Source organism: SAR202 cluster bacterium (assembly GCA_009392515.1).
Classification (GTDB): domain Bacteria; phylum Chloroflexota; class Dehalococcoidia; order Lucifugimonadales; family UBA6952; genus UBA6952.
The window spans coordinates 1-23,384 of the sequence record VFGE01000039.1 but is presented as its reverse complement, the minus strand read 5'-3'; the positions used below and the strand labels follow the sequence as shown (position 1 = coordinate 23,384).

Here is a 23,384-nt window from a genome sequence, read left to right as displayed (position 1 = left end):
ATCAAAAGAATATTAATTCTTATATATAATTATCTAACGAATTACCAATCAGGGCAAATTATGAAGATAGTACTGTTTAAAACTAATGACAATAAAATACATCCAGGTGTTATGACTAAAAATGGAGTAACGGATATATCCAGTCTTTATCATACTGAAGATATTTCTGGCCAAGATATGATAGTGAATCTTATTGATAATTATGAATCGAAAAATGAACTAATATCTACATTAGTAGAAGCCAAGGCCTCTATCTCATTTGAAAATATAAAATTACTACCACCTTTACCTCGTCCTAGCAAAATACTCTGTTGTATAGGTAACTATTGGGAACATGCACAAAGGGACGCTCGGCCTTTAAATATGTTTTTAAAATCTCCTGAAACTATTATTGGTCCAAATGAGACAGTCTTTTTACCAAACAACACAAGCCCTTATGTTTTTCATCATGAAGCTGAATTGGCTATTGTCATCAAAGGCCCTGCAAAAGATATTACACAAGCAAATCATCTTGATGCAATTTTTGGCTACACCTGTTTTATAGATGTCTCAGGAAGAGGTGAAGGTAGAAGCACTTGGAGATCTGGCAGTTGGATGGGGAAATCCTTTGACACATTTGGACCTCTAGGCCCATGTATTGTAACAAAAGATGAAATAATTGACCCTAATAATTTAAATGTTGAACTAAAAAATAATAATGAAATAATGCATAGATATAATACAGATGATATGGAACACCGAGTACCTGAACTTATAGAATTTGCAACAAATATTATGACATTAAACTCTGGAGATTTACTTAGTTGTGGCACTAATCATGAAGGTTTAGGCCCAGTGCAAGATAAAGATGTTCTAGAACTCACGATTGATTCTATAGGAACTCTTAAAGTAAATATTATTGACCCATTAAAACGAATATGGGAAAGAAGCGTATATCTGGGAGAAAATACAACATACAGAGGACATTTAACCTAAAGGGCAATTTAACATGCAAGAAGATTTCTTAAAAAAAGTAAAAAATATTCTAAATCCACCAAATGCTGATGCCGAATTTGGCAAATTAAAATATTTGGGATGGCTAGATGACGAAAAGATTATTTCTGAATTTTTATCAGACCTCTATAATGCTTCTGTAAATAGTAGAAAGAAAAATGATCTAGATATCCTCAATGATACACTTGAGATATGGGAATCAAAGGCAACACAATTTTGGCAAGGACCACACACAAGATCTAAAATTCAAGATAGAATACCCTGGGCAAATCTCGGAAAACCAATTAATCAATCAAAAATTGCATTGGTAACCACTGGTGGTTTTTTTACACCTGAACAAAAAGCATTTGAAACCGATGGTCCAGAAAAATTAGGAGACTGGTCCTACCGAGCAATAGATAGCTCTGTTCCTTCAAATACTTTAAATGTCAGTCATATTCATTATGACATTTCCGGACCTAAACAAGATGTTAATTGTGTATTCCCCCTAGATACATTTAAAGAACTCGAAAAGGATGGAATAATTGGAAGTTTAGCAAATACGAATTATTCATTTATGGGATTTATTCAAAAACCTGATTTATTATCTGAAACAACCGCTAAAGAAGTAGCTGAAAAACTTAAAAAAGATAGCATTGATGCTGTAGTTTTAACCTCCACTTGACCAGTATGTAATAGGTCAGGTGGACTTATAGCTAGAGCAATTGAATCAGTAGGGATTCCTACTGTAATTATTATGATGTATAAAGAAATGGCTGATGTTGTTAAACCTCCGCGTACACTGCATGTTAAATTTCCCTTTGGACGACCCATGGGAGAGCCAAATAATAAAGCCCAGCAAAAAGTAATCGCTCAAGACGCACTAAATGTTTTGGTTTCTAGTGACAAGCCAGGGACTATAATTGAATTACCATACAGATGGAGACGGGAAAATTATGAGGATATTGCTAAAGACAAAATGTATGCTTTATAAATTAGTACGGGTTTGACGCAATAAAATCGTTTAAATAATCAATTAAATTATTGTTGTAAGTGCGAACTACAAAATTTAATGTTTCTTTTACATCCATCTCATGTAAATCATATAATGATAATAAGGTATTACCATAATTATTTTTTAAAAAATCGTTACTTATATTACCTTCTGCAAAAGCGTCTATTTTACTATTTAAAAGATCCAATACCACTTTTTCTTGAGATTCAACAAAAGGAATAATCTTTGCACCCAATGGTTTATATCGATCAATAGCATCAATATGAGCTGTTGAATCCGGGGTAACTACAATTTTTTTTCCTAGAAAACCGTTTGGGATAGAGAAGTCCTCAATATCTTGTGTTTTTATCAACAACGATCTGCAAACTATCATATAGGAGTTACTCCATTTAGCATAATTACCTATATTCCGGTCATTTCTAGCCATTATACCAGCTGCTGCAATGTCACATTGATTTTGATTAGGGGCTTGCCATAATTCAGAAAAGTTCATTGTAACAATATTAGTTCGATATCCAATATGATTTGCAAATTTATTTAGAAAAGCAATATCTGTACCGAGGATTTCCCTATTTACTTCATAAGAAAACGGAGCAAATTCGGTATATGTACCAATAGTTAATATTTCAGGATGTAGCGTATCAATATTAGAATAATTCAAGGTCATATTATTTTTTGGCATAGTAAATATTAACGAATAACAAATCCTTTAAAATGTTCCGCATATTTTACCCCATAAAGCTTACCAATTTCACTCTTACGTTCTCTGGTTCTATCAGCAGCTTCTTGGCCTAATTGACTTTTATGGGCAAGTAGTCCTTTTTCAGCTGTATCTATAGAATCAGTAATATCGAACCAAATATTAGGGTCGTCATGACCAATAATCAATACTTCTCTCACCTTGTGCGGTTCGAATCCTTCTTGATCAAGCTCTGGAAATGTTAAGTGATCTCTTGCAGATGGGTAGACAGCTGATAATGCTGCCTCACCAGCAGCAAAATGATCTGGATGCCCAATGTAATTTTCACCAGTTAATGTTCTATTAGGATTGGTAGTTATTAGTATTTGAGGTTTATGAATACGAATTTGTTTAGATATATCTCTTCTTACATCTAATGTAGGTTCTAAGTAGCCATCAGGATAGTCAAGAAATACGACATCTTTCAGCCCTAATATCTTACCTGCTTCTATTTGCTCATTTCTTCTAATTTCTGCAAGTTGTTCCGGAGAAATAGATCTATCTTCAGTTCCTTTACTACCATCAGTTACTAATACATATACAACTTGTGTACCTTCAGAAATCCATCTGGCAACAGTACCTGAACAACCAAATTCTGCATCATCTGGATGAGCGGTTACAACCATTGCTGTTTCGTATTTACCTAAGGGTTCAAGCATTGAATTCTCCTTTATTATTCTTCTGGAGCAAAATAGCCACTAGGGACAATTACACTACCTTTACCAACGCCAGTAAGGTTGCCTTCATCATTTGTTGCATTAATTTCAACAGTTATTTTATTACCATTAGCTTCACGAGAGATATCAATGATTTTACCTGTGAAGGTAATAGTATTTCCAGGACGCACAGGGCGTAAGTTTCGTAAATCCACCATACCAGTGCGATTAAATGAATCGGCACCAAAATTACGACGCATTAATTCTAGGCAAAAGGTTACAGACATTCTTCCTGAAGCTATTGTTCCAGCTGTCCCTAATCTTTCTTGTGCAAATTCGGTATCAGTAAATTGTGTTGGATGTTTAACACCTGCACTGCCTTCAAAGTCATTTATGGCTTCTTGAGACATGGTTTTAACCAATGGCGTAATTTCATCTCCTAAATTATAAGTTCTATATTCTATCCCCATTTTTTACCTACTTCCCCAGGTTGTTTCATTTCATGAGTTATAACTCGATCAATTAATCTCCCATCTTCGTCAGTAGTAACAGCTTCAGTCACGATATAATTTTTCCCTCGTTTTAAATACTTATCGGCTATCCATGCAGTAACATATAAACGTTTTCCAGGAATTGGGGCATTATAACAAAAAAATGAGCATCTAGCGTTAACTGATCCATTATCTGTATACTTTTTATCGTACTGTCTCACATCTACCTTGTGAGAAATTGTAGGAAAAGATGCTTCTGTATCCATTACGCCTTTTCGGAATTGATCAATATTATCCTGTTGAATCATATATTCATATACAGGAAAAGTTTCACCAATTTCAAGGGCATCCCAATCTAATAATACTTTACCTTCTTCAGCAACCATATTTAACTCCTTTCACCAAATCCACCTGTAGTGGTTCTACCGGCAGCTCGATCAGCAGTAGCTTGATCTATTCCTTTAGGCCATTCACGTTTGAGATCATCTTTAACATGAACAGTTAAACGATTTAAATTTTCAATTTCTATTTCAATTTTATCCCCATCTTGAATAGCACCTAATCCTTGGTGGTTAGTGCCTGTAACAATAATATCACCAGGTTCCAAAACAGTTGTTTGGGAAACCCATTCTATACATCTTGCAATGTTATGGCCCATATCATTGGAATTGAAGTCTTGCCTTAAAACATCATTCACCCATAATTTTATATCAAGATTTTGTGGATCAGAAATTTCATCTGCTGTAGTGATACAAGGTCCCATCGGACCGAATGTATCCCATGATTTCCCCCAATAAAAACTACCATTTCCTAAACCTCTTGCAGAAACATCGATAAAATTAACATATCCAAATATATAGTCATATGCATCTTTAGCTTCAATTTTAAATCCTCTTTTACCAATAACCAAGCCTAATTCTGCTTCATGATGAAATATTGCAGCATCTGCAGATGGTAATTGAACAGTATCTCCATCTCCGATTACTGAATCAGGAGACTTCAAAAAAGCATTAATTGGTGCTGGTGCTGATCTTGCTCCAAATTCCATATAATTAACTGCCATTGCAATTAATTGGTTGGGATAGGGAAGAGGAGCACTAATTCTTAGCGAACTAGCAGGGACCCCATCATCGGAATTAACAATTTCCTGTAATTTTGGTTTATAAGTACTAAAATTAGCAATAACATCATTCATGATTTCTTGTGGGGAAAAATATGTATTTCCTTTCACAGCATCAGATACATCAACTACATTTTCACCTTTATAAACACCTAATTTATCACGATCAAACAATAATAATTTCATAAGATAAACTCCATATGTTATATATTTACTTAATTCGGGGAGCCATAGTCTCCTGTTCTCCTCTTTCTTGTCGCTCAAGCCTTGTTTCGTCCGCCCATTGGCGTTTTAAAGAATCTTTAACGAATACAGTAAGTTTCCCCATATTTTCAATTTCCATTTCGATTTTATCCCCGTCATGAATAGGACCTAATCCTCTATGATTAGTTCCTGTAGGAACAATATCCCCTGGGTTTAATTTAGTAATTGATGAAGTCCATTCAATACAACGAGGTATTTTATGCGCCATATCACTCGTATGGTAATCTTGTCGCAATTTCCCATTTACCCATAACTTGACATCCAAATTCAATGGGTCTGGAATCTCGTCGGCGGTAACAATAAATGGTCCCATAGGAGCAGAAGTATTAGGTGATTTCATAGCAAAAAAACTGTCCATAGGTGGGGCTCCTAAGCCTCGCGAAGACACATCGATAAAATTCATATAACCAAATATATAATCTCTCCAGTCGTCTTGTTTGGCATTTTTTGCTTCTTTGCCAATAATCATTGCTAATTCTGCTTCATGCTCAAAAACAATGGCATCTTGTTCTGACATTTCAATAGTATCGCCATCCCCAATAACTGAATTTGGAGACTTGAGGAAAGCATTTATAGGGGCAGGTTCACTCCTAGTGCCATTTTCCATATAATTTACTGCCATACAAACCATTTTCCCAGGCTTAGGTAAAGGGGGTCGAATTTTATGCCCAGATAAATCCGTACCAGCATTTTTTTCAATACAATCATTAAATTTAGATTGGTATTTAGACCAATTATTTATGACTTCAACAACTCGCAAATTTGGAGGCATTTTTTCAAAGTTTTCAATTTCTTGAGATACATTTACAACATTTCCATCTTTATTCAATACACCTAATTGATAATCATCAAATAATAATAGTTTCATATAGCCTCCTTAAATTTCATTCACAAAACTTTCTACTAATACAGTTTCTTCTCTTTGAGGACCGGTGGAAATTATTTTTATCGGTACCCCAATATATTTTTCTAGAGTTTTCACATACTCCAAAGCATTGATTGGAAAGTTATCCAAACCAGTCATAGATGCCGTCGGATCAGACCACCCTGGTAATGTTTCGTAGATCGGTTGACATCTATTTAATGTTGAATTGTCTGTAGGGAAATCTGAAATAGTTTTATCACCAAATTGATATTTATTGCAAATCTTTAATTCATCAAATCCATCTAAAACATCTAATCTGGTTAAAACAATCGATGTAAAACCATTAATATGTGCTGAAAATCTGGCAGCAACAGCATCAAACCATCCAACTCTTCTCGCTCTCCCTGTAGTAGTCCCATATTCTTTTGCTTTTTCTCGAATATGTTCTCCAACTGTATCATGTAGTTCAGTTACCATTGGTCCAGAACCTACTCTCGTAGTGTAGGCTTTGAAAACACCAACAACTTCATCGATAGCAGTATATGGCACTCCGGTACCTGTAAACACTCCCCCAATAGTTGGAGAAGATGATGTTACAAAAGGATAAGTACCATGATCGATATCTAACAATGCTCCTTGTGCCCCCTCGAACAATACGTTTTCGCCACGTTCTAGGGCATCATGCAATATATGATCAGTTTGAAATACATATGTCGATAATCTTTCGCCCCATATTTTACATTGTTCTAACAAAGGTTCTAATTCTATAGGATCGGAATTATATATTTTAGTAATAATATTATTTTTAATTGTTAGGATATTTGTTAATTTTATAACAAAACTATCTAAAGAAGATGGATCATTATACAAATTAGCTAATTCTCCTATACGAATTCCTATACGGGAAATTTTATCTACATAGGCTGGGCCAACTCCTTTTCCTGTTGTTCCAATAGCGTTATTACCCTTTGATTGCTCTTCAAGTTGATCCAATAAAATATGATAAGGCATTATTGCGTGACTTCGATCACTAATAATCAATTTTTCAGTATTTATACCTCTATCTTGAAGTCCAAATATTTCTTGAGTTACGACCTCTGGGTCCACAACTAAACCGTTACCGATTACTGGAGTTACATTTTGCCAAAAGATGCCAGATGGAATTAAATTTAAAGCGAATTCTCCTTCAGAATTAATTACTGTATGGCCGGCATTATTACCACCAGAATATCTAACAACATATTGAGTTTTCTCAGCTAGATAATCAATAATCTTTCCTTTACCTTCGTCACCCCATTGGCCTCCGATAACTGCAATTCCGGGCATAGGTCTCCTATCATTTGAGTTGAAATTTATAGACGCTTGGAGAGTATATCAGAGGAGACAAATTAATTAAAGTACATACTATTGATGTAATTATAGGAAAGGTTGATTAGTAATCTTTTTAATGATAAATTTCTTTAATAACTAAAATTACAGGTGCTTATGGGATACGTTTCTAAAAAGATTAATAGCTTTCTTGAACAAGGTTCAGAAATCCGAAAGATGTTTGAGGAGGGTGCTATCATGAAGCAAAAATATGGCGCCGAAAATGTATTTGATCTTTCTTTAGGAAATCCAATAATTGAGCCTCCTGATGAATTTTACTCTGCGCTTCAAAATATAGTTCATACACGCCCTAATGGAATTCATAGATACATGCCTAATTCCGGTTATCAATTTACAAGGAAATCAATTGCCGACAACTTGAGCAAAGAAACTAAATTAGAATTTTCAGAAAACAATATAATTATGGCTTGTGGCGCAGCAGGTGCTCTCAATGTTGTCTTAAAAACATTATTAAATGATGGAGACAATGTTATTATTCTTAATCCCTATTTTGTAGAATACCGTTTTTATATTGATAATCATAATGGAGAATCATTTATAGTAGATTGTGATGATAATTTTTATCCAAATATTAATGAACTTAAAAAAACTATTACACAAAATACTAAGGCAATAATTATTAATTCTCCAAACAACCCAACTGGAGTAATTTATCCTCCTGAAGTTATACAGGATATTGTTAATGTCATACATGAAAAGGAAAAAGAATTAAATATTAATATATTTATTATTAGCGACGAACCTTATAGAAAAATAATTTATGACGACAAAGAATATCCTTTTTTATATAAATTTCATGATCGAACAATAGTTGCAACGTCACATGCAAAAGATCTGGGTTTACCTGGAGAGCGCATTGGGTATATAGCGGTTAATCCTCTATTAAAAGATGCAGAAACCCTAATTGATGGTATGATTTTTTGTAACCGAACACTTGGTTTTGTTAATGCACCAGCATTAATGCAAAATATTGTTGGGGATTTACAAAATATCACAGTAGATATAACAGGGTATACTCAAAAAAGGGATTTTTTATTCAATGCATTATCTAACATAGGATATGAAGTAAAAAAGCCTGAGGGTGCATTTTATATGTTCCCTAAATCGCCTTTAATAAATGATAGAGATTTTATCCAATTATTAAAAGAACAAAATGTCCTAGTAGTACCTGGGTCGGCTTTTGGCAAGCAAGGATATTTCAGGATCTCATACTGCGTAACTCAGGATGAATTAGAAGGATCAATACCTGGTTTTGAAGCAGCATTTCAAAAAGCTATAAAATAAAATTATTGTTTAACAATACTTAAATAAGCATCATAGGAAAGATCGATGCCACATTATCAACTTCCTCAAGATTCCAAAGCACATCAAGTAATTGCTCAGTCTTTTTTTCACCAAGAGTTTCTTGAACCAATATGTTAAATTTGTCAGTTAATTGTTTGTCGGTTAATGGATTTTCTGGTGATCCAGAACAACTTCCCACTTCTACAACAGCAACAGTATTGTCAGTATAAGTAACTTCAACAATTGCCTGTTCTTCAGTGAAGTCTTCGCGAATTTCACATTCAATTATATTTCTTAATTTTTCAACATCAGAATCTTTAACAATATCATCAGTATATTCCAACGGGGTAGCACGGCCATACAACAAACCTACAGCCATGCTATGATGAAATGAAAATTTTCCTTCCAATCCAATAGTAGGGTGCTGTTTATGCCCAACTAACTCTGGAACTAAATAATGTACATAAGCTTTAATACTTTTAATATTATTTATAGTAAATTGATTCTCATTTTTAAACTTTATCATTGCATCAATTAGTGGATGGTTTACAACGCCACAAGCATAAGGCTTAAGTCCATTTTGGAATATTTCCCATTTAGAACCCAAGTTGTTCGTTAATATATTTAAGTCATACTCCGGAGCAAGAACATCAAAAAACCCTCTTCTCCCTTCAAAAATATTCGTAGCTGAAGTAAATCCTTTTGAAGCAAGGTTAGCTGCCAATAATCCAGATTGAGAAGAACGTCCTGCATGAAATGGCTTAGACATAGTTCCAAAAACTTCTCGAACACCAGCGGCTTGTGTTCCTGCTATACCCAAACAATTTTGCAACTGTAATTGATTTAGATTTAGTAAACTTGCCGATGCGATTGCTGAGCCAAACACACCAGTAGTTCCTGTTATATGCCATCCTTGATCATAATGAGACGGATGCATTGCAACACCTACACGACAACAAATTTCTATACCCAATATGGAAGCAAGTAGGAATTCTTTGCCGCTTTTACCCATATTTTCCGCTAAAGCTAGAGCCGAAGGAAAAGTAGGGGAAGAAGGGTGGATGATTGTGGGAAAGTGGGTGTCATCAAAATCTTCTAAATGTCCAAGATAACCATTTGCTAAAGTTGCATTGTCTAAGTTACTTTTTATATTAGTCCCAATTATAGAAGCGAATTGTTTATTTGTGTTTTCATTAAATAATTCTAATAATATTTGTAAAGTTGGATCAGTTGACGAATATATTGAAACAGCTAAAAAGTTTATAAATGCTTTCTTACCTGCATTTATAACATCTGAATCTAATGATTCAAAATCCAAATCTAATACAAATTTTGCTACTTCTTTGGTTGTACTCATAACTTTAACCTTAACTAATTCAAACGTTCAAATATAGTTGCACAACCCTGTCCACCACCTACACACATCGTTGCTAAACCGATATTAATATCACGATATTCCATTTCTTCCATCAATTTAACTGTCATTATTGCACCTGTAGCTCCAACTGGATGTCCCAATGAGATACCACTTCCATTAACATTAGTAACATCAATATCTAAATCTAACTCTCTCATACAATACAGTGCTTGTGAGGCGAAAGCTTCATTTAACTCAATTAGGTCTATATCTCCAATATTAATTCCTGTTTTCTTAATTAATTTTTGTACTGCTGGAACCGGACCAGTACCCATTAATGAAGGTTCTACTCCAGCGACTGATCTATTAACCCATTTCATTATTGGTTTTAAACCTAATTCTTGTGCCTTTGATTCTGACATTATAACAACTGCAGCTGCACCATCATTGATTCCAGAGGAATTTCCTGCTGTCACAGTACCATTTTCACGAAAGACCGGTTTTAATGTTGATAAGGACTCGAAGCTAGCATCAGCACGTGGCTGTTCATCAGTAGAAACTAATACGGGATCACCTCTCCTTTGAGGTACCTCAACAGATACTAAATATTTATCAAAACGACCATTCTCTATAGCTTTAACTGCTCTCTGATGACTCAGTACAGCTAATTCGTCTTGGTCAATTCTAGAGACTTCAAATTCTTGTGCTACATTTTCAGCAGTAACTCCCATATGGTATTGATTAGCGGGGCAATTTAAACCTTCAATCAATGAGTCTTGAAGTTTCCCATCTCCCATTCTCAAACCATCCCATCGAACATTCCTCATCAAGTAAGGAGCACCTGACATATGTTCTATACCGCCTGCAACAGCTATATCAATAGCACCAGAAATGATCATTTGTGCAGCAATATTAATTGCTTCTAAACCTGAAGAACATTGTCGATTTATAGCAATAGTTGGAACTTCATATGAAATTCCGGATTTTAATGAAGCCATACGAGCTGCATAACCTGCTTCATCTGTTTGAAGAGCATTACCTAATACTACTTCCTCTACATCAGATGCTGTTATACCAGATCGTTCAATTGCACTTTTAATGGCTATTGAACCTAAATCAGAAGCTTTCAAAGATTTAAATGCACCACCATATCGTCCTATTGGGGTTCGTGCACCACTAACTATTACTGCGTTATCCATAAATAAACTCCTTATCTATTATTAGGTATATAAAAACATATATAGATGATCAATTCAAGTAGAAATAGAATTAATATGTTTCTTCGCACGTATAGATATTCTCTAAATTTAAATTCTCGTATTACCTATTAGATTAAATTACTATTAATAATTGAATTTAAAGAACGAACATTTGTTATTTTTTAACACATATTAATATAAACTATTAAATATTTATATAAAAATATTTAACTTACAAATATTGAAGATAAAGAAAAACAGATATCAATTAGTAGATAGTAAAACTCCTTTTTTTTATGGGTGGATAATAGTATTAGGTGCTTTTTTAGGCTCTTTTGCAGGTGGAGGTATGCAGAGTTTTACTTTTGGTGTTTTCTTAAAGCCTATGTCCGAAGATTTAGGCTGGAGTCGATCTACATTAATTGGTGCTCTTACTCTAAGAACGTTTGTAACAGCGGGGTTAGCTCCCTTCTTGGGTAAATATGTAGATAATAAAGGGCCTCAATTAATCATGGTGACCTCTTCAATTGCTGGAGGAATAGCATGTTTACTATTAACTCAAGTACATACAGTTTGGCAATTTTATTTAGCATTTATTTTAGTTGGGCTTGCTGGTGGTGCAGGAATGGGAGGGGTCGTCGCAAATGCCACAGTTTTGAAATGGTTTATCAAATATCGAGGAAGAGCAACTGCATTTAGCACAATGGGCAATACAGCTGCTGGTGCAATCCTAGCGCCTATTGTAGGGTTGGTTATTCTAAATTCAAGTTGGCGTATGGGTTGGATTTTAATATCTGTTATATTTTTCTTTTTACTTTTCCCCGTTTCCACGTTAATGGTTAGAAAACCAGAAGATATAGGACTGTTACCAGATGGCGCTAAAACTCAATCTGAAATAGAGTCTAACTTATCGAATAATAAAAAACATATCACTGATAAATCATGGACATTAAGCGAAGCATTAAAAACCAATACTCTCTGGATATTAACATTTTCTATGCTTATTGGTGGTGTTGGTGTTGCCTCCGTGGTAGTTCACGAATTTAGTTATATTACGGATCATGGTTTTTCAACTGGTGTCGCAGCTTTAGTGTTAAGCGTTCATGCTGTTACTGCTTCTTGTGGGAGATTAGTATGGGGGTTTTTAGTAGAAAAAATCGAAGTTAAGTACTGTATGGCTATTTTGTATATAGGCTGTGCAATAGGATTAGCTATATTACAATTCTTTGCAACTTCAGTATTTATGCTTTTATTATTTGCTGTAATTTATGGTATTTGTGTAGGAGGGCATATTGTGTTGAGCAATGTTGCTTGGGCTGATTATTACGGAAGAGAGTTTGTGGGTTCTATTAGAGGTTTTTTAACACCTTTTACCACAGGAGCATCAGCATTAGGTCCAATTATTATTGGTTTAATTTATGACACAATGAAAACTTACACTTTAGCATTTAATGGGTTGTTAGTAATGTTTTTAATGGGAACATTTGTAATATTATTAGCCAAATCACCGAATAAAATACACCACCCATCTGAATAATTTTGAAAACATCTCATTTGATTGATTTAGCGCATTAAGCACTGTAGAATATATTGGTTCTATTTAATTATATTCCAATGTATAAGGATGTTATCAAATGGCAAATTACAACAACATTTCATTAGATATAAATCCAGAAACTAAGATTGCGAAACTTACCCTTCGTCGACCAGAAAAATTAAACTCTATAACTCGAGAAATGGGATTAGAGCTTGTGGATGCAATTGAAAAAGTTTCCGATAATGATGATGCAAGAGTATTAATACTAACAGGGGAAGGTAGAGGTTTTTGTTCTGGTGCTGATACTGGAGGGATGGCAGGTGGTGATAATCAAGGACCACATTCAGGTGAAAGAGGAGCGGAAGAAATTCGCAGAGGATTTAAGACAGCTCAATCTATGATACTTGGACTCCAACGGATGGAAAAACCTACAATTGCTATGGTTAATGGAGCTGCAGTAGGAGCTGGATTTGATTTAGCATGTGCGTGCGATATTAGAATAGGTACACCTAAATCTAGGTTTATGGTTGCCTTTGTTCGAATTGGATTATTTCCTGGCTATGGCGGCACCTGGCTATATGCTAAGGCTTTAGGAAGTGTATCAAAGGCTGCTGAGTTATTGTTTACTGGGGATTTCTTGGAGGCAGAAGAAGCTAAACACCACGGTTTACTCAACCATCTAGTTGAAGAAGATGAATTAGAAAACTTTACTATGGATATGGCTACTAGAATTGCAAATGGTCCTCCAATAGCTATTCGCATTGCTAAACTTATGCTTTACAAAGGATTGGAATTTGATTTAGAAACAGCCATGAAAATGGCTGCTGCTGCAGAAACTATAACTTTAACATCGCAAGATCATCGTGAAGGCGTACAGGCTTTCCGTGAAAAAAGAAAACCTACATATGAGGGAAGGTAATGGCAGATTATAAAGAATTAAGGGTTTTAAGTGGGACTTCCCATATACAACTAACTGACTCTATATGTGAGTATTTAGGCATATCTAACGGTAGACTCAATATACATAAATTTGCAAATGATAATACTTTTGTGCAAATAGAAGAAAACATACGTGAAAGAGACGTATTTATTGTCCAACCATTTAGCAATCCAGTTAATGACAAAATAATGGAAACTCTTATTATGATAGATGCCGCCAAAAGAGCATCAGCTGGGAGAATAACTACAGTTATTCCTTATTTTGCCTACGGAAGGACAGATAAAAAGGATCAGCCAAGAGTACCTATAACCGCAAGATTAATTGCTGACTTAATATCTACTGCAGGTGCTGACAGAGTTCTTACAATTGATTTACATGCAGGCCAAATTCAAGGCTTTTTTAACATCCCTGTAGACGAACTCACAGCAATCCCTATATTAACCAGATATATTCAAGAAAAAAACATCCCCAATTTGGTAGTTGTGGCTGTAGATATGGGAGCAACCAAAAGAGCAAGAAATGTTGCTGCAGGTCTTAATGTTCCATTAGCAATTATGGAAAAAAGAAGAGTAGGGAATAATGACACAACAGAAGCTTTAAATATTATTGGTGAAGTTGAAGGCAAAACTGCCTTAACAGTTGACGATGAACTTGATACAGGAGGCTCTTTGGTATCAACAATTGAAGCTCTTAAAAATCGAGGGGTTAAAGATATATATTCATGTGTTACTCATGGAGTACTTTCAGGCCCAGCAACTTCAAGAATTGCAGAAAGTTCATTAAAGGAATTAATCATAACAGACACTTTGCCTTTAGATGACAAAAACCCTTCTGATAAAATCACTGTTCTTTCCGTTGCACCATTGCTAGGTGAAGCAATCCACAGAATTCATAATGGCCTATCAGTAGGAGCTATGTTCAATGACGAATAATATGGAAGAGAGTACAAATGCTTACCAAATTATTGAATATATTTTCTGACTCTAATGAAAAAGTAATAAAACAACTTCAACAAAAAGTAGATATTATTAATTCATTAGAAGTGTCAATCAATGTACTAACCAATGAAGAATTAGCAAATAAAACCGAATATTTCCGTGATAAGATTTCTAATGGTGCCCCATTAGAAGAAATACTTCCAGAAGCATTTGCAGTTGTACGAGAAGCATCAAATCGAATTTTAGGTCAACGACATTATGATGTCCAATTAATGGGTGGTATTGTATTACACCAAGGTTCAATTGCGGAAATGAGGACCGGAGAAGGAAAAACACTCACAGCTACTTTACCTCTATATTTAAATGCTTTATCTGGACAAGGAGTGCATTTAGTTACCGTAAATGATTATTTAGCACGAAGAGATTGTTCATGGATGGGGCCTGTTTTCAATTTTTTAAGACTCTCTGTTGCCTGTCTACAATACAATGGACACGCATTTGCTTACAATGGCAATTTTGATACAAATAAAGAAGTACCTCAACTTATAGAATGTTCACGAAAAGATGCGTATTTAGCTGATATAACATATGGTACTAACAATGAATTTGGATTTGACTATTTAAGAGACCACATGGTGATTCAAAATCATCAGTTATCTCAACGAGATAGAAATTACGCCATAGTTGATGAAGTAGATAATATCTTGATCGATGAAGCTAGAACACCATTAATAATCAGTGGCCCATCGCAACAACCAACGGATGTATATAAAAAGGTTAATCTTGCCGTAAAACAACTAAAACATGAAGACGATTTTGAAATTGGCGAAAAAGAACGAACTGCTCTTCTAACTGAAGATGGAATAACTAAACTTGAAACAATTTTAAAAGTAGACAACATGTATTCTCAAGAAAACTATTTACTTGCACACTATGTAGAAAACAGCTTGAAAGCTCACTACATATTCCAAAAAGATGTTGATTATGTTGTATCCAATGGCGAGGTTGTCATAGTAGATGAATTTACAGGACGATTAATGCCTGGTAGAAGATATTCTGAAGGATTACATCAATCATTAGAAGCTAAAGAACAAGTAAGGATACAACAAGAAAGTGTTACTTATGCAAGTATTACTCTACAAAACTATTTTAGATTGTATAAAAAATTGTCCGGAATGACAGGTACAGCTGCTACTGAAGCAGAAGAATTCTATAAAATATATAAATTAGAATCTGTTAGTATCCCCACCCATCGACCAATGCTTAGAGAAGATCTAAACGACTTAATTTTTTTGAATGAAAATTATAAACTCAATGCATTAGTAGAGCAAATAAATGATTTGTATCAATTAAAAAGACCTGTTCTTATAGGAACTGCTTCTATTGAAAAATCTGAACAACTAAGTAACTTACTTAAAAAACGTCGAGTACCTCATCAAGTACTAAATGCTAAGCAACATGAGAAAGAAGCTTCAATAGTAGCACAAGCTGGAAGATTGAGTGCTGTGACTGTGTCGACCAACATGGCTGGACGAGGTACTGACATTGTTTTAGGAGGCAATCCTGAAGATCGTGATCCTGCTGATTGGCAAAAAGAACATGATGAAGTAATTGAATTAGGTGGCCTTTACATTATTGGAACTGAAAGACATGAGGCAAGAAGAATAGATAATCAGCTTAGAGGTAGATCAGGTCGTCAAGGAGATCCAGGTACAACACAATTTTATGTTTCTTTACAAGATGAGCAAATGAGAAGATTTGGTATGGACAGAGTACAAACTATAATGAACAAAGTTGGTATGGATGATAAGCCTGTGACTAACACTTTAGTAACTAGAGCTATTAACCAAACTCAAATAAAAGTGGAAGGACATAATTTCGATATCAGAAAACATTTGGTTGAATATGACGATGTTATGAATATTCAGCGATCAATTATATATGATAAAAGAATGAACATTCTCAACGATAATAATCTATTAGAAATTTTGAAAGAAATATTTGTAAAAGAAATTGAAAATATTGTTGATTCATTTTATGAAGAAAATATCCATGATAATACAATAGACTTAACAGAGCCTTTGATAAATGATCTTAATAGGATTTTGCCAGGATTTGATCAATTTGTTTCATCAGAGATTAACAATCCTGAAGATTATATAAATATTGCAATAGAATATTTTGAAAAACTTTATATAGAGCAATTTATTGAAGATGAGAATCATAAAAGTCTACAAATTGGGTTTATGTTAAGGGTTATGGACTCAGTGTGGGTTGAGCATTTAACAACAATGCAAAACCTTAGAGAAAGTATAGGATTACAAGCCTATGGTCAAAGAGACCCACTAGTTATGTATAAACGTGAATCTCGCAATTTATTTGATACAATTATAGAAAAAATTGGCCAAGGTATTTCACATAGTATATTTAATGTTTCGAATATTGCAAACTCAAGAGACTATCAAACTCAAAACAAAACACCAATAACAAATTCAACGAATAATACATCTACTATTAGCAATTCTCGTATAGGTAGAAATGATCCATGTCCGTGTGGAAGTGGGAAAAAATATAAAAGGTGTCATGGAAACTAATAACAATACTTGGAATTATAGTTCGTTTAATATCTCTGAAGATAAAATTGAAAATAGAGATTTGGTACACATATTTCAACAATCTATAATTAGTGGAAATGATTGGGTAAGAGAATTACTAAACACTATCAAATATTGGAGAGTTCCTGAAGAAATTATTGGGAAATTTACTTACAAATATCTTCTACAAAAAGAAGCATTTGATTGGAAAATGCTCGCAAATAGAATAATAAATGAATCTAGAGATCTTATTCCTGCAAAGGAAGCACATGAATTATTATTTAACAATATTATCCCCAATGGCTATACTTCAAACGAATTTAAACAAGCCATAGGTTTTGATAAATATAGTGGACATTTAAACTATTTTTATGGAATTATAATTGAAGAATGCCTTCTATATTCCGTTGAAGAAGAAATACAAAAAGAACGATATGCTAATGGGCTAACTAATTACGCAAACTTTACATCAGATGCATATAAAAAGATTTATGGTTATTCTGAAAAAGCCTTGATAAATCAATTTCAAATACTAAATTATGGCGAAACAAGAGATATCAGAGAAATTACTGAACTTAAAGAATTTACATATTGGTTATTTAAACTAAGAATAGGCACAAAAGATAGCTCCAGAATAGCAAGCGATACTGCAAAAGGATTAAAAAAATTTAATGACATCCATAAAACCAAAATTATAAATAAGGAATTTATTATATCGTGAGACATTTAGTAATAACATTATTATTTCTTTTAATAGCCTGTTCATCAGAAGAAGATTTAAATTATTATGTAGATGCTGGACTGTCAAGTATACCAACAGTGACTCCAACTCCTGTTGATTCCAATCTTTCATTAAACAAAAAAGACAATCTATGCAAATTTAATACTAGTTTATGCGAAAGTTATTTTAATAATGAAGATGATTTTAATTTATTGAATAATTCTGTTGTCACTAATCAAACAAAGTGGTGTAAAACTATACACAAAGAACACAATGTAACAATTCATGAATTAATTTCAGAAGAAGTAACTCGGGACTTATATTTACAATACGAACCATTCTCAAATTATCCAATGATAACTTTTGGGAAGTATCCTGATGTTAATATGAATGGAAATCATATATGTTCTTATATAGATATACTTGAATTTGAAAATAATCTAACAAGCTTTTTAGCTTATGAACATTTGAAAAATACAATAGGTAATCATGGATGGGTAGTATACCAGCCAGAAAAATCATATCAAGAAAGTATTAATAAAGACTCCTACTTTATAATATACGAACCACCTGCAATAGATATCACAATCCAAATGTATTGGGTCAATGGTAATAAAATATATAAACTAATGGACAACTATACATTAGGTAACACAGGATATTTTGATGAAGAAAAAGAGTTATATAATAATGTTCAATCTTTACAACAAGATATCTATCAAAATCATTCAAAAGACTATTTAAGGATATTGATGGAATTTGATAAAAACAGAGAGGTGTAACATGTTTGAATTACGTCCAAATAAAATAAAAAATAAACTAGCAAAAGGCGAAATCACCACCGTACTGATGTCACCGGTAGCATTTAGCCCTGATATGGTAGAGTTTGCAGGCCAATTAGGTTTTGATGGTATATGGATTGAAACAGAACACGGGGCGATTGATTTTAGCGATATACCAAATTTAACCAGAGCTGCTGATTTATATGGAATGACCTCAATAGTAAGAGTAAATTACAACGAACAGGGCTTGATATATAGAACCTTTGATGTAGGTGCACAGGGTGTAGTTGTTCCACATATTGATACAAAACAAGATGCCTTAAACGTAGTAGAAGGTTCAAAATTTGCACCTTTGGGTAAAAGGGGGAACTTTGTAAGTAGGCAAGGAATTGGCGTAGATAATTATTTTGAAAAAGCAAATCTAGAAACCTTAGTTGTCGTATTAATTGAAGATATTAAAGCAATAAATAATCTCGATGAAATCTTATCAGTGGACAACATAGATGTATTTAGTGTCGCACCAGGTGATCTTGCTCAAAGTATAGGGCACTTGGGCAACATTTCCCACCCTGATGTTCAATCAACAATTGATAAGGCTATAGACAAAATTGTTAATAAAAATAAAATTGCCGGTACACTTGTAACAGACGACAACGTTCAGAAATATGTAGAATTAGGTGCTAAATTCTTAATGACCTCATTTGATCCTTGGTTAAAAAACGGAGCTAAAACTTTTTTAAACAGAATAAAAATCTAAATTTTATTATTATTTTTATCTATCATATCTTTTACAGCCGTAGTTATAATCGAAGGAATATGGGTATATAAGTAATTAACTCCTATATTTCGGTATTCATTTATCCAACTTGGAGTACCAGCACAACCAGCAATTTTTCCTAGTTTTACTATACTTTGTAGAGTGTCAACTAACAATTTATCAAATTCTTCAGTTCTCTCCATATATCCAAGAGAAATAGATAAGTCCGTAGGTCCTACAAAAATCACATCTATATCATCTATTTCAGATAATTTTTCTATATTATTTAAACCAATTTGGTCCTCAATTTGAATACATATAAGTAGATTAGAATTAGCCCATTTCATATACTCTGATCGTGAAACACCAATGTCATACTTAGAAATACGTAGAGCCGAAGACCCTATGCCTCTAAAGCCTTTAGGTGGATATTTTGTTTGTTCAATAATTTTATTAGCGTCTTCTAATGTACTAATGTGAGGAAACTGTACTCCCATAACACCTCTATCAAGTAATGGGCCAAGGTTTGTACTAAACGCAGTAGAAGGACGGACAATGGGAATTATATTTGCAGCTTCAGAAGCTATCACTAATGATTCAACAGATTCATTAGACATACTTCCATGTTCACAGTCTATCAAAGCCCAATCAAAACCAGCATAAGCACACATTTCTAACATATGTGTAGAAGGAAAAGTAAGTGAAATCCCTAAGCAAGGTATTCCTTTTTTCATATTTTCTAGAACAAAATTATCTCTCATAATAAAAGTCTCAAATTTGTATTTACATCATAATACGTTCTGATAGATTAAATTACAATTAAAAAAGGAGACGGCTATGAGTGACACAGTTTTGTTAGAAATTAATAATAATGTAGCAATTATCACTATGAATAGACCCGAAAAACATAATGCTATTAATGAAGAAATGAGAAATTGTCTAAGAGAAACCTTCGAAAAAGTTCGTTTGGATAATCAAGTTCGTGTAGTAGTCCTTACTGGTGCTGGAGATAAAGCATTTACTGCAGGTGCTGACCTCGTAAATATGTCGAAAGGAAATGAACAATCTGTAAATCAACATTTTTGGTCACCAACCAATATAGTAGGTGTAGCAAGTGGATATCCAGATACATTTTTTAAACCAGTAATTGCAGCAGTTAATGGCTATTGTTATGCAGATGGAGTTAACATATTATGCCAAACTACGGATATTAGGATTGCTTCAGAAACATCAACTTTTTGCTACGCTGAAATTCTCAGAGGGTTTAGTGGGGCAGGGCCAGCAATTGCAAATTTACCTAGACAAGTTTCCTATGCCAAAGCTATGGAATGGTTATTAACCGGAAAAGTTTTTGATGCAAATGAAGCTATGCAATTTGGATTAGTCAATGAGGTTGTACCTTTAAAAAATACAAAAAGTAGGGCAATAGAATTAGCCCATCAAATCTCTCAATTAGCTCCTGTAGCCGTGAGATCATTAAAGGAAGCAATAATACGCGGGCTTTCTATGGATTTACCAAATGCAGTACAATTCGCCAATACTCTTAGTACCCTTACTAGATACACGGAAGATGCAAAAGAAGGTCCTCGAGCATTTGCAGAAAAAAGAAAACCTGAATTTAAAGGTTATTAATTATATTTAAGTAATTGATTTGAGAATTTCCTGAAGTTGATATTGTCGTTCTTGGGATAAATTTAATCGGTCTTGTTCAGCTTCAACCACCTCTTCAGGAGCTTTATTTACAAAATTTTCGCTTTTTAGAAGATTTTGTAATCGATTAATATTATTATCTACTTCTGAAAGTTCCTTATTTAATCTTTCGATCTCTTTCTCCATATTAACTAACCCCGAGAGAGGTATTGTAACAATTATGTCGGACACAACAAATTTTATGGATTTAGATGGATCTGTGCCACTAATTTGAGTAAATAAAATATCATTGATTTTGGTAGTATTTTTAATGAAACTTTTTTCTATATTAATTATTTCAAGTGAATCAGAATTAGTTGTATCAATATAAATATTTAAATCTTCATTTCCTTGTATATTAAATTCAGACCTAACATTGCGTATTCCACGAATTAATTCTATAATTATATTAATTTTTGAATCATCTCCAATTACTTCAATAGAGGATTGTGGATAGTCTGATATCATAATACTAGTAATTTTATTTGTCTTTGATTTAATAGAGTGAATGCGATGCCATAATTCTTCTGTAATGAATGGCATAAATGGATGTAGTAGTCTTAATAAAATATCCATAATATAAATTAATATCGAAACAATCTCTTTATCACCTTCTGCAAAGCGAACTTTAGCCATTTCAATATACCAATCACAAAAATCACTCCATATATAATCGTGAAGAATTCTTTCTGCTTCTCCCAATTGGTAGTCTTCTAACAATTTATTTACATCTTGTATTAATATACTTAACCTAGATAAAATCCATATGTCCTCTATTTTAAGGTTTTGTTCATCAATCTCAAAATTTATACTTCCGTCAGTTTTAGAGTACAAAAAATTAATAAATCGACATGAATTCCATATTTTATTACAGAAATTTCTACCAGATTCTAATTTATTTTCGCTTATCCTTACATCATTACCAGGTGTAGATCCAGTAGTAAGTGCAAAGCGTAAAGCATCTGCACCATATTTTTGAATTGCATCTAATGGATCTAGTACATTCCCTTTACTTTTGCTCATTTTAGCCCCTGTTTCGTCTCTCAACAATCCATGTAAATAGATGGTATGGAAAGGTGAAACGCCCATATTTTCTATACCAAAAACAATCATTCTAGCGACCCAGAAAAACAAAATATCATACCCTGTCTCCATAACACTAGTGGGGTAAAATTTATTCAAATCTTTAGTATTATTAGGCCATCCCAAAGTTGAATGAGTCCATAAACCAGAACTAAACCATGTGTCTAATACATCAGAATCTTGATATATATCTGTTGACTTGCAGCTAGAGCAAGCTTCAGGGGCACTAATTGATACAGTCATATTATCACAAAGATTACAATACCAAACTGGAATTCTATGTCCCCACCATAACTGCCTACTTATACACCAATCCCTTATGTTATTCATCCAGTTAAGATATATTTTTGTGAAACGTTCGGGTATTATTCGTATATCTCCATTATTTACAGCTTTAATTGCAGGTTCTGCTAATGGTTTCATTTCAAGAAACCACTGTTTACTGATCAAAGGCTCAACAATTGTGTCACATCTATCGCAACGACCAATGGAATGTACGATTGATTCAATTTTATCAAGTAGATTTAGTGATTCAAGTTCAGCTACTGATTCCTTTCTTACAACCATTCTGTCTTTACCTTCATATTTCCCAGAAAACTGATTTAATGTCCCATCTGGATTCATAACATTTATTGTATCTAATTTATGTCTTAAACCTATTTCAAAGTCGTTAATGTCATGCGCAGGAGTCACCTTCAGTGCACCGGTTCCAAATCCTAGTTCTACAGCTTCGTCAGAGATAATGTTAACTTCTTTGTTAATTAGTGGAATTATTATTTTACTTTCTAATAAATGAGAATAACGCTCATCAAATGGATTAACTGCTACAGCAGTATCACCAAAAAGAGTTTCAGGTCTTGTAGTTGCAACAGTTAATGTTTCATCTCTGCCTACAACTTTATAGCGAATATAGTACAAATCACCTTTTTCTTCCGAATGTTTAACTTCTAAATCAGATAGAGAGGTTAGACATCTTGGGCACCAATTGATTA

Annotated in this window: 23 protein-coding genes; 12 read left to right on the top strand and 11 right to left on the bottom strand. The window is 33.7% G+C overall.

All coding sequences use genetic code 11. The annotated features are described in order from the left end of the window. Positions 1-60: 60 nt before the first annotated feature. The 3 genes from FI695_06225 to FI695_06215 all read left to right on the top strand — a co-directional run bounded on the left by FI695_06225 (position 61) and on the right by FI695_06215 (position 1,966). A complete protein-coding gene (locus FI695_06225) occupies positions 61-975 on the top strand; it encodes a fumarylacetoacetate hydrolase family protein (GenBank protein ID MQG51559.1) in 915 nt (304 codons plus the stop codon). A gap of 13 nt (positions 976-988) precedes the next feature. Further along, positions 989-1,657 carry a hypothetical protein gene (locus FI695_06220; protein ID MQG51558.1) on the top strand — a complete coding sequence of 223 codons (669 nt, stop codon included), beginning with the start codon at positions 989-991 and terminating at the stop codon, positions 1,655-1,657. A gap of 72 nt (positions 1,658-1,729) precedes the next feature. After that, positions 1,730-1,966 carry a hypothetical protein gene (locus tag FI695_06215; protein MQG51557.1) on the top strand — a complete coding sequence of 79 codons (237 nt, stop codon included), beginning with the start codon at positions 1,730-1,732 and terminating at the stop codon, positions 1,964-1,966. 1 nt (position 1,967) lies between these two features. On the opposite strand, the gene FI695_06210 is transcribed toward FI695_06215, so the two are convergent. From FI695_06210 to FI695_06180, 7 genes are read right to left on the bottom strand one after another with little or no spacing between them, the layout of a single operon-like run. Beyond that, the gene (locus tag FI695_06210; GenBank protein MQG51556.1) at positions 1,968-2,669 is read right to left on the bottom strand and encodes an amino acid ABC transporter substrate-binding protein; all 702 of its coding nucleotides are present in this window, start codon (positions 2,667-2,669) and stop codon (positions 1,968-1,970) included. Between the two features lie 8 nt (positions 2,670-2,677). Further along, the gene (locus tag FI695_06205) at positions 2,678-3,385 is read right to left on the bottom strand and encodes a PIG-L family deacetylase (GenBank protein ID MQG51555.1); all 708 of its coding nucleotides are present in this window, start codon (positions 3,383-3,385) and stop codon (positions 2,678-2,680) included. 14 nt (positions 3,386-3,399) lie between these two features. Then, positions 3,400-3,852, bottom strand: a complete 453-nt coding sequence (locus FI695_06200; GenBank protein ID MQG51554.1) for a hypothetical protein — start codon at positions 3,850-3,852, stop codon at positions 3,400-3,402. Continuing rightward, positions 3,843-4,259 carry a hypothetical protein gene (locus FI695_06195; protein MQG51553.1) on the bottom strand — a complete coding sequence of 139 codons (417 nt, stop codon included), beginning with the start codon at positions 4,257-4,259 and terminating at the stop codon, positions 3,843-3,845. Before FI695_06195 ends, FI695_06200 begins: the two co-directional genes overlap by 10 nt. A 2-nt stretch (positions 4,260-4,261) precedes the next feature. Then, positions 4,262-5,179 (bottom strand): fumarylacetoacetate hydrolase family protein, encoded by a 918-nt coding sequence (locus FI695_06190; GenBank protein MQG51552.1) that lies wholly within the window; start codon positions 5,177-5,179, stop codon positions 4,262-4,264. Positions 5,180-5,204: 25 nt separating this feature from the next. After that, a complete protein-coding gene (locus FI695_06185; protein MQG51551.1) occupies positions 5,205-6,125 on the bottom strand; it encodes a fumarylacetoacetate hydrolase family protein in 921 nt (306 codons plus the stop codon). Between the two features lie 9 nt (positions 6,126-6,134). Beyond that, on the bottom strand, positions 6,135-7,448 hold the full coding sequence (locus tag FI695_06180) for an adenylosuccinate synthase (GenBank protein ID MQG51550.1): 1,314 nt from the start codon (positions 7,446-7,448) through the stop codon (positions 6,135-6,137). 159 nt (positions 7,449-7,607) lie between these two features. Here FI695_06180 and FI695_06175 point away from each other — a divergent pair, with 159 nt between their 5' ends. Continuing rightward, entirely contained in the window at positions 7,608-8,795 is a 1,188-nt protein-coding gene (locus FI695_06175; GenBank protein MQG51549.1) for a pyridoxal phosphate-dependent aminotransferase, read from the top strand. A gap of 19 nt (positions 8,796-8,814) precedes the next feature. Here FI695_06175 and FI695_06170 read toward each other — a convergent pair whose 3' ends face one another. Together FI695_06170 and FI695_06165 are read right to left on the bottom strand one after the other, a co-directional pair. Next, positions 8,815-10,152, bottom strand: a complete 1,338-nt coding sequence (locus tag FI695_06170; protein ID MQG51548.1) for an MmgE/PrpD family protein — start codon at positions 10,150-10,152, stop codon at positions 8,815-8,817. Between the two features lie 14 nt (positions 10,153-10,166). Beyond that, positions 10,167-11,351 carry a thiolase family protein gene (locus tag FI695_06165; GenBank protein ID MQG51547.1) on the bottom strand — a complete coding sequence of 395 codons (1,185 nt, stop codon included), beginning with the start codon at positions 11,349-11,351 and terminating at the stop codon, positions 10,167-10,169. Positions 11,352-11,592: 241 nt separating this feature from the next. On the opposite strand from FI695_06165, the gene FI695_06160 reads away from it, so the two are divergent. From FI695_06160 to FI695_06130, 7 genes are all read left to right on the top strand, one after another. Continuing rightward, positions 11,593-12,888, top strand: coding sequence for an MFS transporter (locus FI695_06160; GenBank protein MQG51546.1), 1,296 nt, complete (start codon positions 11,593-11,595; stop codon positions 12,886-12,888). A gap of 97 nt (positions 12,889-12,985) precedes the next feature. Continuing rightward, on the top strand, positions 12,986-13,807 hold the full coding sequence (locus FI695_06155; GenBank protein MQG51545.1) for an enoyl-CoA hydratase: 822 nt from the start codon (positions 12,986-12,988) through the stop codon (positions 13,805-13,807). Next, positions 13,807-14,760, top strand: coding sequence for a ribose-phosphate pyrophosphokinase (locus tag FI695_06150; protein MQG51544.1), 954 nt, complete (start codon positions 13,807-13,809; stop codon positions 14,758-14,760). Before FI695_06155 ends, FI695_06150 begins: the two co-directional genes overlap by 1 nt. 17 nt (positions 14,761-14,777) lie before the next feature. Then, a complete protein-coding gene (gene secA, locus FI695_06145) occupies positions 14,778-17,360 on the top strand; it encodes a preprotein translocase subunit SecA (protein MQG51543.1) in 2,583 nt (860 codons plus the stop codon). Beyond that, a complete protein-coding gene (locus FI695_06140; GenBank protein ID MQG51542.1) occupies positions 17,350-18,081 on the top strand; it encodes a hypothetical protein in 732 nt (243 codons plus the stop codon). Before secA ends, FI695_06140 begins: the two co-directional genes overlap by 11 nt. After that, complete coding sequence (locus FI695_06135) at positions 18,078-18,863, top strand: hypothetical protein (GenBank protein ID MQG51541.1); 786 nt, start codon at positions 18,078-18,080, stop codon at positions 18,861-18,863. Before FI695_06140 ends, FI695_06135 begins: the two co-directional genes overlap by 4 nt. Before the next feature lies 1 nt (position 18,864). Then, complete coding sequence (locus FI695_06130; protein MQG51540.1) at positions 18,865-19,620, top strand: hypothetical protein; 756 nt, start codon at positions 18,865-18,867, stop codon at positions 19,618-19,620. Here FI695_06130 and FI695_06125 read toward each other — a convergent pair. Beyond that, on the bottom strand, positions 19,617-20,381 hold the full coding sequence (locus tag FI695_06125; protein ID MQG51539.1) for a 2-dehydro-3-deoxyglucarate aldolase: 765 nt from the start codon (positions 20,379-20,381) through the stop codon (positions 19,617-19,619). The two genes, FI695_06130 and FI695_06125, sit on opposite strands and share 4 nt — an antisense overlap. A 76-nt stretch (positions 20,382-20,457) precedes the next feature. Between FI695_06125 and FI695_06120 the strand changes: the two genes are divergently transcribed. After that, positions 20,458-21,252: an enoyl-CoA hydratase/isomerase family protein gene (locus tag FI695_06120; protein ID MQG51538.1), complete on the top strand. Its 795-nt coding sequence runs from the start codon at positions 20,458-20,460 to the stop codon at positions 21,250-21,252. A gap of 6 nt (positions 21,253-21,258) precedes the next feature. Here FI695_06120 and FI695_06115 read toward each other — a convergent pair. After that, on the bottom strand, positions 21,259-23,384 hold a 2,126-nt coding region (locus FI695_06115; protein MQG51537.1), incomplete at its 5' end, for a valine--tRNA ligase.